This is a genomic window from Actinomadura sp. BRA 177 (genome assembly GCF_013372625.1).
GTDB lineage: Bacteria > Actinomycetota > Actinomycetes > Streptosporangiales > Streptosporangiaceae > Spirillospora.
Genome location: NZ_JABXFD010000333.1, coordinates 1 through 14,291, shown reverse-complemented (window position 1 = coordinate 14,291; position 14,291 = coordinate 1). Strand labels below are relative to the sequence as shown.

Here is a 14,291-nt window from a genome sequence, read left to right as displayed (position 1 = left end):
GTCTAGGTCAGAGGTCTAGACCACATGTGGCCCCGTCACCGTTTGAACGCCTCGACGGCCGCCTGGCAGAACGCCTTGAGGTCGTCGGGCTTGCGGCTGCTGACCAGGACGTTGGGCCCGCCCTCGCACACCTTTACCTCCTCGTCCACCCAGGTGGCGCCCGCGTTGCGCAGATCGGTCTGGAGGCTGGGCCAGGACGTCATGGTGCGGCCCCGGACGACGCCGGCCTCCACGAGCGTCCACGGCCCGTGGCAGATGACGGCGACGGGCTTGCCGGCGTCGAAGAAGGCCTTGGCGAACGTGACCGCGCCGGGGTCGGTGCGCAGGAAGTCGGGGTTGGCGACACCGCCCGGCAGGACGAGGCCGTCGAACTCGGTGTGGTCGGAGACGTCGACGGTGGTGTCGACGGGGAAGGTGTCGCCCTTGTCGAGGTGGTTGAACGCCTGGAGGCGGCCGGACTGGGTGGAGACGAGGCGCGGGGTCCCGCCGGCCTGCTCGACGGCCGTCCAGGGCTCGGTGAGCTCGACCTGCTCGGTGCCCTCCGGGGCGCACAGGAACGCGATGGTCTTGCCCTGAAGATCGTTCGACATGGTTTCTCCTGATTAGCGGCTTTCATGGCCCTTGCCCGGTTAGCCGGGTGGTATGCAGGGAGCATGAGTCCTACCGGCTACCGCGAGTACCAGGCGCGGGGCCTGGCGTGCGTGTGGACGGCGGCGCTGCCGCGCGGTGCGGCCCCGTTCGTCCAGCGCGTGGTGCCGGACGGCTGCGTGGACCTGATCTGGTCGGACGCCGGGATCCTCGTGGCGGGCCCGGACACCGGACCGGTCCCGGCGGCCATGCGGCCGGGCGACGCGATGGTGGCGGTGCGGTTCCGGCCGGGGACGGCGCCGCCGGTGCTGGGCGTCCCGGCGGACGCGATCCGCGACGGGCGCGTCCCGCTGCGCGATCTGTGGGGCGCGGAGGCCGATCGGCTGGCGGAGGCCGTGGCGGGGGCGGGCGACCGCTGCGGGGTGCTGGTCGCGGCGGTGCGGGAGCGGTTGGGCCCGCCCGATCCGCTGGTCCCGGCGGTGGTCAAGGGGCTGGCGCGCGGTTCGGTGCGGGACGTGGTGGACGGGCTGGGCATCGGCGAGCGCCAGTTGCGGCGCCGTTCGCTGGCGGCGTTCGGCTACGGGCCGAAGACGCTGCAGCGGGTGCTGCGGTTCCAGCGTGCGCTGCGGCTGGTGCGGGCGGGCGAGCCGCAGGCGGACGCGGCGTATGCGGCGGGGTACGCCGACCAGGCCCATTTCGCGCACGAGGTGCGGGACCTGGCGGGCGAGCCCGTCCGGAACCTGCTGTGAGCTAGAGCTTGAGCCGGCCGTAGGCGCGGAGCGTGAGCAGGCGTTCGACGGTGGTGAAGCCGCGCCATTCGGGCCGGGTGACGGGTGTCCAGCTGGGGAAGTCGATGTCCCAGCCGCCTTCGTCGTCCTGGGCGTCGATGAGGGCGTCGATGAGGGCGTCGAGCCGGGCTTCGATGAGGTCGCCGGCGAAAAGGCGGCGGCCGTATCCGTCCGGGGACGGCGCGAAGTCGAGTGCGCCTTGGTGGTCGCTGTGCGCGGCGGCTGCGAGGGTGTCCCGGACGCGGTTGAAGGCGGCCTCCGCACGATCGCGGTCGGGGACGTGGTCGAGGAACGTCAGGATGGCGAGGACGTCGTACGGGCCGGGTTCGCCGGCGGGGTCCTCCAGATAGCGCCAGCAGAAGGCGTCCGCAGGGCCGAGCCAGGGATGGTCCGCTCCGGCCCGGTGGAGCATTCCGGCGAGGGTTCCGGTGGGGTTGATGTTCCCGGGCGGGTCGTCGGGCGTCTGCCACCAGGGGCCGTGCGGGGTGTCGCGGACGCTCGGCAGCACGGACGGCACTCCCCCGTCGTCCCCGGTGATCGACGCGAGGTAGTCGCCCACGCGTGCGACGGCGGGATCGTCGTCCGCGCCGGCCTCGTGCAGGAACTGGAGGGCGTGCTGGGCGGGGACGGGCTGGCTGCCGTCCCCGCGCAGGTCGGGTTCGAGGGCGTGGCCGTAGCCGCCGTCGGGGTTGGCGTAGGCGCTGAGCGCGGCGACGACGGGGGCGGCGGGTCCGCCGCGGAAGTGGAGCGCGAACCGGCGCCGGTCGATGAGGCGGCCGTTGAGCCGCATGAACTGCTCGGCGCGGGCGAGGTCAGATGCGTTGAGGACGTTCATGGGACCGACGTTACGGCGGCCGGATCCGGCCGGTCTTGTAGGAAACGGACGTGCGGGGCGGGACGCGGTGGGCCCGGCCACCCCAGCGGCGGGTGGCCGGGCCCCTGGTGTCCCGCGTTGCGGGGTGCGGGAGCGGGCCCACGGCGGCGTGCCGTGTCGGGCGCCGGGCGTGAACCCTGGCGGGACGGTAGCCGACCGGCCCGCAGACCACAAGGGGCCCGGCGGCGGCGTGTCCCGTGGTCAGGACCGTTTTCACCGGGGCCTCGTGTGTGGTCTGCTGTCCGTCATGAGTGATCCGCTTGACGAACGTGACAGGGCCGGTGACCCGCTCGCCGTGGTGGCGCGGGAGGCGGGGGCGTATCTGGAGAGCCTGCGGGAGCGCCTCGTCCACGATGGGACGAAGGACGCGCTCCTGGACGATCTGGACGGCCCGCTGCCCGTGACCGGGGACGGCGCGGTGGCCGCGGTCCAGGAGCTGGTCCGGATCGGGACGGGGGCGGCGACGCACTCGTCCGGGCCGCGGTTCTTCCACTTCGTGGTGGGCGGGTCGACGCCGGCGGCGATAGCGGGCGACTGGACGGCGTCGCTGCTGGACCAGGTGGCCGGGATGTGGCCGGCGTCGCCGCTTGCGACGCGGGCGGAGACGGTCGTGCTGCGGTGGCTGAAGGAGCTGTTCGGGCTGCCGGAGTCGTTCGGCGGGGTGCTGACGCCGAGCGCGACGCTCGCGCACGTGGCGGGGCTGGCGTGCGCGCGGTACTGGTGGGCGGACAAGTACGGGGTGGACGTCACGTCGCGGGGCCTGGCGGGGCTGCCGGTGATGCCGGTGTTCAGCAGCGGGCTGGTGCACGTCAGCACCCGCAAGGCGCTGCAGATCCTCGGCTGCGGCCGGGACACGCTGCGCACGTTCGCGCGCGACGACGCCGGCCGCGTCGATCTGGACGCGATGGACGCGGCGCTGGCCCGGGTAGGCGGGCGGGCGGTGATCGTGGCGAACCTCGGCGAGGTCAACACCGGCGACTCCGACCCGATCGCCGATCTCGCGGACCTGGCCGAGCGGCACGGCGCCTGGCTGCACGTGGACGGCGCGTTCGGCCTGTTCGCCGCGCTGAGCCCGCGGACCGCGCACCTCGCGCGCGGGGTGGAGCGGGCCGACTCGGTGACGGCGGACGGCCACAAGTGGCTGAACGTCCCGTACGAGAGCGGGTTCTCGTTCGTCCGGGACCAGGCGTGGCTGAGCCGCGCTTTCGGGGCGTGGGGCGCCGCGTACCTGCCGGACGCTGACGGCGAGCGGGTCAACTACAACATGCTGGGTCCGGAGTCGTCCCGGCGGGCGCGGGCGCTGCCGATCTGGGCGACGCTGCGCGCCTACGGCCGGGACGGCTACCGGGAGATGGTGGAGCGCCATCTGGACGTGGCGGCCCATCTCGGCGAACTCGTCGAGGCGGCGCCGGATCTGGAGCTGCTCGCGCCGGTGCAGCTGTGCATCGCGTGCTTCCGGTTCCGGCCGGACGGCGTCCCCGAGGAGCGGCTCGACGCGCTGAACGCGCGCCTGGGCGAGGCGCTCCTCGCGGACGGCCGCGTCTACGCCGGGACGAGCACCTACCGGGGCATGACGGTGTTCCGCCCGGCGCCGGTCAATTGGCGGACGACGAAGGCCGACGTGGAACGCCTCGTGGACGTCGTCCGCGAACTCGGCGCCGCCGTGGCGGACTGACCGCTCAGACCTTCTCGGTCGACCATCCGAGGCGTGATCCGACGAGTTCCTGGAGGACGCGCTGGGTCTCGGCGAGGTCGGTGCACGGCGGCTTGCCGGCGACGCGGAGGTGGCCCTCCTGGGTGGCGCCCTGCTCGTCCGTCCAGGTGACGAGGAGGCGCACCGCCCACTGGTCCTTCTTCGTCCAGAGGGTCGCCTGGAGGATGCGCTCGGTCTCCAGCATCCAGCTGCCCTCGCGGGCGAGGAGTTCGCCGGGGCTGCTCTCCAGCAGCTTCTGGAGCCGTTCCCTGATCGGGAGGTCGGACATGCCGCCGCGCATCGCCGCCGCGGTGGAGATCCGGACGAACAGGATGCCGATGTCGAGGACGAGCGCGTCGTAGAAGTCGCCGTCCTCCTCCACGCCGTGCAGGACGCCGACCAGGTCGGCGCCGGTGCGCGCGGGCGGGGCCGGGCGGTGCGCGGGGTCGGTGTCCCAGGCCGCCAGCCAGTCGCGGAGCGCCGGGACGTGGCCGGGGCCGAGATCCGCCGGGACGGCGGCCGCGACGTCGATGGCGGTGCCGTCCGGGCCGGTGAGCGACACCGGGTCGCCGGCCCAGGAGAACCGCACGGCGACCTTGGGGGACGCCTGCAGCGCCGAGGAGACGAGCCCGCGCACGTGCTGGGCGAGGAGTTCGGTGCGTTCGCGCGGCGACCGGTAGGTGCCGCCGCTCACCTCTTTGGCCAGTTCCGGCCCCTGCCCCTGCTCCAGCGCGCCGAGGACCGTCGCGAGGTTCCCGGGGGACGTGCCGGTGGCGCGCTCGGTGGCGGTGAGCAGCGCCAGGCCGACCTCGGCGGCGCCCATGCCCTCGATGCGCACGGCGAGCTCGTCCCAGCCGAGGGCGGTGGCGTCGGCGCCGAACATGGCGGTGGTCAGCTTCGCCCGGACGGCGGCGGGATCGGCGAGCAGGACGGTGGCGGGCCGGTCGTCGGGGACGAGCCCGGCCGGTTCGGGGCAGGCGGCGATGGCGGTGAGCCGCTCGGCGAGCGTGGGGTGGGAGTCGTAGGGGTCGCGCTTCTCCGGCTTGGCGAGCGCCGTGCGGATCTCGTCCTGCCGGCTCGGCTCGGCGAGCAGCGCGCGGAACCCGCCGAACAGGTCGGCGGGGGCGAGGCCGTAGCGGGTGCCGGGCAGGGCGAGCCGGTCGAGGAAGAACGACCAGGCGGCGGCGGTGGCGCGGACCGACTCCAGCGCGGCGCCGGCGGCGCGGCGTCCGGAGATCTCGACCATGAACCGGTCGGCCTCGATCTCCTGGGTGCGGCGCACGGCCTGCGACACCCGGAAGTAGATCTTGGCGTAGCCGTCGAAGACCTTGTGCAGGACGGCGAGGAAGGCGCCGCCGTCGCCGCCGAGGGCGTCCACCGTCCGGTCCAGGGCGATCGCGCCGCGGTAGGTGATGCCGCCGAGCCGGGTGTGCCGGCCGCCGTAGTGGCCGAGCTCGTGGCCGAGGACGGCGTGCAGCTGCGACACGGTGAGGGTCTCCAGCAGCGGCACTCCGACGATCATGTGGCGGCGGCGGGCGGAGAGCCCGAACCAGCGGGTCTCCTCGCTGACCGCCGCGTTGACGTCGGGGACGAACTTGAGCTCGTCCGGCGGGCGGGTGCCGACCCGCGCGGCCAGCTCGTCGATGGCGGCCCAGAGGGCGGGCTCGTCGGCGCGCCCGGCGGGGAGCCCGCCGGGCGGCTCGGGCCGGTGCCGGGCCGTCCGGACGAGCGCGCCGAGGACGGGCACCGACACGATGAGCATCGCCAGGCTGATCTTGATGGTGGCGAAGCTCGGATGGACGATCATCAGGTAGCAGGCCAGCGCGGCGACCGCGAGCACGGCCAAAGTCAGCAGGTAGTAGCCGGCCAGCAGCGCGAGCGCCACGACGGCGCGGAGGGTTGTCTTCACAGGGAGTCTCACCGGGTACCGGTCCCGCGCGGGGACGATCTTGGGGGGGTGGCCGGAATGGTAGCGGTACCGGCCCGGCGGGGCTCCCCGTTTTTCAGCTCGCGCAGTCGTTCCAGGGGACGGTCTCGTCGAGTTCGTCGAAGGGCTGGGTGAGGCTGTACCAGCAGCCGGAGTCGTCGCGGAACACGGCCTCGATGCCGTAGGGGCGCCGCTCCGGCTTCTGCACGAATTCGACGCCGGCGGCGGAGAGCCGCTCGTACTCGGCCTGGCAGTCGTCGGTGTTGAACGCGCCGGCGCCGAGGACGCCCTTGGCGATGAGCGTTTTCATGTGCGCGGCGGAGCCGGGGTCCATGGTGGGCGGGCCGGGCACCATGAGCGCCAGGCTGAGGTCGGGCTGGTCCTTGGCGCCGACGGTGACCCAGCGCATGCCGCCCTCGCCGAGCGTCATGTCGTCGCGGACCTCCAGGCCGAGCTTCCCGGTGAAGAACTCCTTGGCCGAGTCCTGGTCGAGAACCCAGACGGTGGCGAGTCCCAGTTTCGTGATCATGCCGTTTCTCCTTCGTGAGCAGCGGTGATGCCTCCACGCTAGGTCGCGGCGGCCCGGGCGGCCTTCTCGAAAGTTGCTCAGTCTGCGGCCGGGCCGTCCGTGCGGAAGCCGCCCGCCCACAGCAGCACGAAGCACCCCGGGATCGAGGACGCGCCGGGGCTGCGGGCCCGCCGCCGGAACTCGGTCGGGGTCATCCCGGTCTGCTGCTTGAAGCGGGTGCAGAACGTGCCGAGGCTCGTGAAGCCGACGAGCACGCAGATCTCGGTCACGGTCAGGTTCGCGGTGCGCAGCAGGTCCTGGGCGCGGTCGATGCGGCGGCGGGCGAGGTAGGCGCCGGGGGTCTCCCCGTAGACCTCGCTGAACAGCCGGACGAAGTGGTACCGCGAGTACCCGGCGCGCGCGGCGACGGCGGCGACGTCGAGCGGCTCGGCCCATTCGCGGTCCATGGCGTCCCGCGCGATCCGCATCCGCCGCAGCACACCGGTGTCCTGCGCGGACGCCGTGCTCTCCATACCTCCGATGCTCGCACAGCGCACCGACGGAAAGGGCCCTGGAGGAGCATTCCCCCAGGGCCCTTCGCCGTGCCGTGCTCAGGCCATCGGGCGTGCCGTCGGCGGGATCGGGCAGGGCAGGTCGGTGCGGCCGGTGAGGTAGGCGTCGACGCCGTGCGCGGCGGCGCGTCCCTCGGCGATCGCCCAGACGATCAGGGACTGGCCGCGGCCCATGTCGCCCGCGGCGTACACGCCGTCCACGGACGTCCGGTAGTCGCCGTCGCGGACCACGTTGCCGCGCTGGTCGAGGTCCACGCCGAGCTGTTCGAGGAGGCCCTCGCGCTGCGGGCCGAGGAAGCCCATGGCGAGCGTGACCAGCTCGGCGGGGATCTCCCGCTCGGTGCCCTCGATGGGCGCGAAGCGGGTGTCCGGGCCGCCGACCTCGACCAGCTTCAGCGCGCGGACGTTGCCGTCGGCGTCGCCGGCGAACTCGGTGGTGGACACCGCGTAGACGCGGTCGCCGCCCTGGTCGGCGAGCTCCTCGTGGGCGCTCTCCATCTTGAACAGGATCGGGTACGTCGGCCACGGCTGGGCGTCCGGGCGGGCCTCCGGCGGACGCGGCATGATCTCCAGCTGGGTGACGGACGCGGCGCCCTGCCGGATCGCGGTGCCGATGCAGTCGGCGCCGGTGTCGCCGCCGCCGATGACGACGACGTGCTTGCCCTTCGCGGAGATGGGTGACTCGTCGTAGTCGCCCTCCTGCACCTTGTTGGACGGCGGCAGGTACTCCATCGCCTGGTAGACGCCCTTCAGCTCCCGGCCGGGGACGGGCAGGTCGCGCCAGGCGGTGGCGCCGCCCGCGAGGACGACGGCGTCGTGGGACGCGCGCAGCTCGTCGGCGGTGATGTCGACGCCGATGTTCACCGAGGTCTTGAAGGTGGTGCCCTCGGCGCGCATCTGGGCGAGGCGCCGGTCGAGGTGCCGCTTCTCCATCTTGAACTCGGGGATGCCGTAGCGCAGCAGGCCGCCGACGCGGTCGGCGCGCTCGTACACGGTGACGTCGTGGCCGGCGCGGGTGAGCTGCTGCGCGGCGGCGAGCCCGGCGGGCCCGGAGCCGACGACCGCGACCTTCTTTCCGGTCTTCACGGCGGGCGGCTGCGGGCGCACCCAGCCCTCCGCGAAGGCCCGGTCGATGATCTCGACCTCGACCCGCTTGATCGTCACCGGGTCCTGGTTGATGCCGAGGACGCAGGCGCTCTCGCACGGGGCGGGGCACAGCCTCCCGGTGAACTCCGGGAAGTTGTTGGTGGCGTGCAGCCGCTCGATCGCCTCGTGCCAGTCCTTGCGGTAGACGAGGTCGTTCCACTCGGGGATGAGGTTGCCGAGCGGGCAGCCCTGGTGGCAGAACGGGATGCCGCAGTCCATGCAGCGGCTCGCCTGCTTCTCCAGCCGGTCGTTGCCGAAGTCCTCGTAGACCTCGGACCAGCTCTTGATCCGGACGTCGACCGGGCGGCGCTTCGGGAGCTCCCGCCGGACGGTCAGAAAACCCTTCGGGTCGGCCATGTGGGTGGTCCCCCTCTCAGCTCTGCGCGGCGGCCATGACGGCCTCGTCGACGTCGCGTCCCTCGGCCTCGGCCTTGGCCATGGCGTTCAGGACGCGCCGGTAGTCACGCGGCATGATCTTGGTGAAGCGGGCCGCGGCGGTGTCCCAGCCGTCCAGCAGCCGCCGGGCGACCTCGGAACCGGTCTCGGCCAGGTGCCGCTCGACCAGCCCCCGGACGAACTCGGCGTCGCCGAGGTCGAGCGGTTCGAGGTCGACCATCTCGCCGTTGACCCGCTCGGGCACCAGGTCCAGGACGTAGGCGATGCCGCCGGACATGCCGGCCGCGAGGTTGCGTCCGGTCCGGCCGAGGATGACGGCGCGGCCGCCGGTCATGTACTCGCAGGCGTGGTCGCCGGCGCCCTCGACGACGGCGGTGGCGCCGGAGTTGCGGACGCAGAACCGCTCGCCGACGATCCCGCGGGCGAACAGCTCGCCGGACGTGGCGCCGTACAGGATGACGTTACCGCCGATGATCTGCTCCTCGGCCGCGAACCCGGCGTCCGCCGGGGGCCGCAGCGTGAGGCGCCCGCCGGACAGGCCCTTGCCGACGTAGTCGTTGGCGTCGCCGACCAGCCGCAGCGTGATGCCGCGCGGCACGAACGCGCCGAACGAGTTGCCCGCCGAGCCGGTGAAGGTGACGTCGACGGTGCCGTCGGGCAGGCCCGCGCCGCCCCACTTCCTGGTCACCTCGTGGCCGAGCATGGTGCCGACCGTCCGGTTGACGTTGCGGATCGGCACGTCGAGCGTGACCTTGTCGCCGAACGCGATCGCGCCCTCGGCGAGCTGGATCAGCGTGTTGTCCAGGGCCTTCTCCAGCCCGTGGTCCTGCTCGGCGGTGCGCCGCAGCGACGCGCCGGCCGCGACCTCGGGGGTGTGCAGGATCGGGGTCAGGTCCAGGCCGGACGCCTTCCAGTGGTCGACGGCCCCGCGCATGTCGATCATGCCGGCGTGCCCGATCGCCTCGTCCAGCGACCGGAACCCGAGGGCCGCCAGGTACTCGCGGACCTCCTCGGCGATGAACTCGAAGAAGTTCACCACGAACTCGGGCTTGCCGGAGAACCGCTGCCGCAGCACCGGGTTCTGGGTGGCGACGCCGACCGGGCAGGTGTCCAGGTGGCAGACACGCATCATGATGCAGCCCGACACCACCAGCGGCGCGGTCGCGAAGCCGTACTCCTCGGCGCCGAGCAGCGCGGCGATGACGACGTCGCGGCCGGTCTTCATCTGCCCGTCGGTCTGCACGACGATGCGGTCGCGCAGCCCGTTCAGCAGCAGCGTCTGCTGCGTCTCGGCGAGGCCCAGCTCCCAGGGCGCGCCGGCGTGCTTCAGCGACGTCAGCGGCGACGCGCCGGTACCGCCGTCGTGCCCGGAGATCAGCACCACGTCGGCGTGCGCCTTGGACACCCCGGCCGCGACCGTCCCGACGCCGACCTCGGCGACGAGCTTGACGTGCACGCGCGCCGCCGGGTTGGCGTTCTTCAGGTCGTGGATGAGCTGCGCCAGGTCCTCGATCGAGTAGATGTCGTGGTGCGGCGGCGGCGAGATGAGGCCGACGCCCGGGGTGGAGTGCCGGGTCTTGGCGATCCACGGGTACACCTTGTGGCCGGGCAGCTGGCCGCCCTCGCCTGGCTTGGCGCCCTGCGCCATCTTGATCTGGATGTCGTCAGAATTGGTGAGGTACTCCGAGGTGACGCCGAACCGTCCGGACGCGACCTGCTTGATGGCGCTGCGCCGCAGGTCGCCGTTCTCGTCCGGGGTGAAGCGGGACGGGTCCTCGCCGCCCTCGCCGGTGTTGGACTTGCCGCCGAGCCGGTTCATCGCGATCGCGAGGGTCTCGTGCGCCTCCGCCGAGATGGACCCGTACGACATGGCGCCGGTGGAGAACCGCTTGACGATCTCCGATACCGGCTCGACCTCGTCGATCGGCACCGGCTCGCGGTCGGCCTCCTTCAGTTTGAACAGCCCGCGGAGGGTCATCAGCTTCTCGGCCTGCGAGTCGACCTTGGAGGTGTACTCCTTGAAGATCTCGTAGCGGCGGGTGCGGGTGGCGTGCTGGAGCTTGAACACCGTGTCCGGGTTGAACAGGTGCGGCTCGCCCTCGCGGCGCCACTGGTACTCGCCGCCGACCTCCAGGGTGCGGTGCGCGAGGTCGTTGCCGCCCGGCGGGTAGGCGCGGGCGTGCCGCTGCGCGACCTCGCGGGACAGCACGTCGAAGCCGACGCCGCCGAGCCGGGACGTGGTGCCGGTGAAGCACCGGGACACGACGTCCGCGCCGAGGCCGATCGCCTCGAAGATCTGCGCGCCGGTGTAGGACGCGACCGTGGACACGCCCATCTTCGACATGACCTTCAGGACGCCCTTGCCGTACGCCTTCACCAGGTTCCGGACGGCCTCGCCCGGCGTCAGGCCCTCGATGGCGCCGCCGCGGACGAGGTCCTCGACGGTCTCGATCGCCAGGTAGGGGTTGATCGCGGACGCGCCGTACCCGATGAGCAGCGCCATGTGGTGGCACTCGCGGGCCTCGCCGGTCTCGATCACCAGGCCGACCTGGGTGCGGGTCTTCTCCCGGATCAGGTGGTGGTGGACGGACCCGGTGAGCAGCAGCGACGGGATCGCCGCGCGGGCGGAGTCGGCGCCCCGGTCGGACAGCACGATGATGCGGGCGCCGGCGGCGATGGCCCGGCTCACCTCGGAGTTGATCTCCTCCAGGCGGGCTTCGAGCGCCTCTCCCCCGCCGGACACCTCGTACAGGCCCTGCACGACGTGGGCCTGCAGGTGCGGCAGCGACCCCTCGTCGTCGATGTGGATGATCTTGGACAGCTCGTCGTTGTCCAGGATCGGGGTGGGCAGCACGAGCCGGCGGCACGAGGCCGGGCCGGGCGCGAGGAGGTTGCCCTCCGGGCCCAGCGTGGACTGCAGCGAGGTGACGAGCTCCTCGCGGATCGCGTCCAGCGGCGGGTTCGTGACCTGCGCGAACAGCTGCTTGAAGTAGTCGAACAGCAGCCGCGGCCGCTCCGACAGCACCGCGATCGGGGTGTCGGTGCCCATCGACCCGATCGGCTCGGCGCCGTTCTTCGCCATCGGCGTCAGGATGATCCGCTGCTCTTCGAGCGTGTAGCCGAACGTCTGCTGCCGCCGGACCAGCGTCTCGTGCGTCGGGACCTCCCGCTCGCGGCGCGGCAGCTCCTCGAACCGGACGAGGCCCTGGTGCAGCCACTCGGCGTACGGGTGCTCGGCGGCCAGCTCGGCCTTGACCTCGTCGTCCTCGACGATCCGCCCGGCGGCGGTGTCCACGAGGAAGATCTTGCCGGGCTGCAGCCGGCCCTTCCGGACGACCTTGGCGTCCGGGATGTTCAGCACGCCCGCCTCGCTGGCCAGCACGACCAGGCCGTCGTCGGTCACCCAGTACCGGCCGGGGCGCAGCCCGTTGCGGTCCAGGACGGCGCCGACGACGGTGCCGTCGGTGAAGCTGACGCTGGCGGGGCCGTCCCACGCCTCCATCAGGGTGGAGTGGAACTCGTAGAACGCGCGGCGGTCGGCGTCCATCTCGGCGTGGTTCTCCCACGCCTCCGGGATCATCATCAGCACCGCGTGCGGCAGCGACCGGCCGCCGAGGTGCAGCAGCTCCAGGCACTCGTCGAACGAGGCGGTGTCGGACGCCTCGATGTCGATCACCGGGTAGATCCGGGACAGCTCGCCGGGGAGCACGTCGGACTTCAGCAGCGCCTCGCGGGCCCGCATCCAGTTCCGGTTGCCCTTCACCGTGTTGATCTCGCCGTTGTGGGCGATGAACCGGTACGGGTGGGCCAGCTCCCAGGCCGGGAAGGTGTTGGTCGAGAACCGCGAGTGCACCAGGGCGATCGCGCTGGTGAACCGGCGGTCCGACAGGTCGGGGAAGAACGGCTCCAGCTGCGGGGTCGTCAGCATCCCCTTGTAGACGATCGTCCGGCTGGACAGGCTCGGGAAGTACACCCGCACGTGCTGCTCGGCGCGCTCGCGCATGCAGAACACGACGCGGTCCAGCTCCAGGCCGGTCTTGCCCGCGTGCGGGCCGCCGGCGGCCGGGGCCACGAACAGCTGCGCGAAGTTCGGCATGACGCGGCGCGCGGCCGGGCCGGTGAAGTGCGGGTCGTGCGGCAGCTCGCGCCACCCGAGGACCGACAGGCCCTCGTCCACGCAGAGCGTCTCCACGTGGGCGACCGCGGCGGCGCGCTCGTCGCCGTCCGCCGGCAGGAACGCGATCCCTGCCGCGTAGGCACCGGCGTCGGGGAGCGGGAAGTCGCAGACCTCGCGGAAGAACGCGTCCGGGATCTGGACGAGGATGCCGACGCCGTCGCCGTCGTCCGGCTCCGCGCCCACCGCGCCCCGGTGGTCCAGGTTCTTCAGCACGGTCAGGGCGTTCTCGACGATGTCGTGGCTCTTGCGGCCGTGCATGTCGGCGACCATGCCGACGCCGCAGGCGTCGTGCTCGTTGGCCGGGTCGTACAGCCCCTGTCGATCAGGGCGGCCCTGTACGCGGGCAGCAGGTGTGAAGGCAGCCGAGGCCATCAACCCTCCCGTCGTCGTCTCGTGTCACTGTCTGCTGTCAGTGCAGTCGTGGGACGACGTTGGCCCTGCTGCGGTGAGATGACATTACATCACTGCCGGGATCATGCCCGACTGCACCAGATCGCGAAACTTCTCCGTGGCGATCCGGTGGTGCGTCATCTCGAAGTGGTTGAGACCAAGCGTAGTGGTGCGCATGGTCCGGGCATGGCGCCGGGCCCGGTGAGCATCATCACCGGGACGCGATGTTTACGGCGACACGCCGGTGATCTACCGGAAAATTCCCTTATGTAGCCACTATTCGGACGTGCGGGCGGCGCGGCCGAGCACCGCCGGGGACTTGCCGCCCTCGATCAGCAGCGACAGCAGCGTCTCGTCGGTCGCGTCGCCCTTGCCGTCCAGCCGCGCCGCCCACGACACCACGGCGAAATGGCCCATCGCGAGGCCGCGCGCCATGCCGAAGCCGCGCCCGAAGTCGTCCAGCGGATCGGGTGCCCCCAGCGGCAGGACGAAGCCCGCGCCGATCGTCTGCTCCAGCTTCGCGACGAACCGGTCGGCGTCCGCCGAGGCGTTCAGGTTGAACACCGCGACGGCCAGCGCGTACCCGTTCTTGGTGTCGGAGTAGATGCCGCGCGCCGCCTGCGTGCAGCCGCCCCTGCCCAGTTCAGCGCCCACGGAACCGCCCCACACGGCGACGGCGCAGTCGCCGTCCAGCCGCTTGGCCCGCAGCTTCACCTTGGCCTTCCCGCCCGGGACGGACAGCGTCGCCGCCTCCTTCGGGAAGACCTCCTCGATCGTCAGCGGCTTGGAGTCCGCGCGGCGCGCGCTGATGCCGCCGTACGCCTCCGCCGACGCCGAACTGGAGTACGAGGTCGGCGAGGGACCGTTCCCGGCCGGCGTGCCGATCTTCACGTTGGCCGCGTCCCCGGCACCGGCACCGCCGCCGCTGAACACGACCACGGCACCGGCCCCGAGCAGCACGAACACGCCCAGGACGGCCGCCGCGACGAAGTACAGCCGCGGCCCCGGCCCGGCCGCCTTCCGCGTGGCCTTCGCCTTGCCGGCCTTCTTCCCCTTGCCGGACTTCTTCGGCTTCTTCGCCTTCTCGCCGCGCGGCGGGGCGGTGTCGTACGCGTCCTCGTACGGGGCGCTCCCGTACTGGTCGTCCCCGTACGGTGCCTCGCCGTAGGGCGGCTCGTCGTACGGACGCGCCGGAGGCGGCGGGGCGGGGCGTTCCCTCGGCGGTGCGGGGC

10 protein-coding genes are annotated in these 14,291 nt (G+C 72.5%); 2 read left to right on the top strand and 8 right to left on the bottom strand.

The window, feature by feature from the left end; translation table 11 throughout:
• Nucleotides 1–35: 35 nt before the first annotated feature.
• On the bottom strand, nucleotides 36–590 hold the full coding sequence (locus HUX53_RS17510; protein ID WP_176404274.1) for a type 1 glutamine amidotransferase domain-containing protein: 555 nt from the start codon (nucleotides 588–590) through the stop codon (nucleotides 36–38).
• A 63-nt stretch (nucleotides 591–653) separates the two neighbouring features.
• Between HUX53_RS17510 and HUX53_RS42265 the strand changes: the two genes are divergently transcribed.
• A complete protein-coding gene (locus HUX53_RS42265) occupies nucleotides 654–1,337 on the top strand; it encodes a DUF6597 domain-containing transcriptional factor (protein WP_176404273.1) in 684 nt (227 codons plus the stop codon).
• A 1-nt stretch (nucleotide 1,338) separates the two neighbouring features.
• Here HUX53_RS42265 and HUX53_RS17500 read toward each other — a convergent pair whose 3' ends face one another.
• Nucleotides 1,339–2,211: a hypothetical protein gene (locus HUX53_RS17500; RefSeq protein ID WP_176404272.1), complete on the bottom strand. Its 873-nt coding sequence runs from the start codon at nucleotides 2,209–2,211 to the stop codon at nucleotides 1,339–1,341.
• Between the two features lie 286 nt (nucleotides 2,212–2,497).
• Here HUX53_RS17500 and HUX53_RS17495 point away from each other — a divergent pair, with 286 nt between their 5' ends.
• A complete protein-coding gene (locus HUX53_RS17495) occupies nucleotides 2,498–3,925 on the top strand; it encodes a pyridoxal-dependent decarboxylase (protein WP_176404271.1) in 1,428 nt (475 codons plus the stop codon).
• Nucleotides 3,926–3,929: 4 nt separating this feature from the next.
• Here HUX53_RS17495 and HUX53_RS17490 read toward each other — a convergent pair whose 3' ends face one another.
• From HUX53_RS17490 to HUX53_RS17465, 6 genes are all read right to left on the bottom strand, one after another.
• A complete protein-coding gene (locus HUX53_RS17490; protein ID WP_176404270.1) occupies nucleotides 3,930–5,852 on the bottom strand; it encodes a M48 family metallopeptidase in 1,923 nt (640 codons plus the stop codon).
• 94 nt (nucleotides 5,853–5,946) lie between these two features.
• Entirely contained in the window at nucleotides 5,947–6,399 is a 453-nt protein-coding gene (locus HUX53_RS17485; RefSeq protein WP_176404269.1) for a VOC family protein, read from the bottom strand.
• Between the two features lie 77 nt (nucleotides 6,400–6,476).
• Complete coding sequence (locus HUX53_RS17480; RefSeq protein WP_217919559.1) at nucleotides 6,477–6,911, bottom strand: helix-turn-helix transcriptional regulator; 435 nt, start codon at nucleotides 6,909–6,911, stop codon at nucleotides 6,477–6,479.
• 78 nt (nucleotides 6,912–6,989) lie between these two features.
• Nucleotides 6,990–8,453, bottom strand: coding sequence for a glutamate synthase subunit beta (locus tag HUX53_RS17475; protein WP_176404268.1), 1,464 nt, complete (start codon nucleotides 8,451–8,453; stop codon nucleotides 6,990–6,992).
• 16 nt (nucleotides 8,454–8,469) lie between these two features.
• On the bottom strand, nucleotides 8,470–13,041 hold the full coding sequence (gene gltB, locus HUX53_RS17470) for a glutamate synthase large subunit (RefSeq protein ID WP_176404267.1): 4,572 nt from the start codon (nucleotides 13,039–13,041) through the stop codon (nucleotides 8,470–8,472).
• A gap of 294 nt (nucleotides 13,042–13,335) precedes the next feature.
• Nucleotides 13,336–14,291, bottom strand: a 956-nt coding sequence (locus HUX53_RS17465) for a hypothetical protein (protein ID WP_176404266.1), incomplete at its 5' end; no start/stop codon positions are given.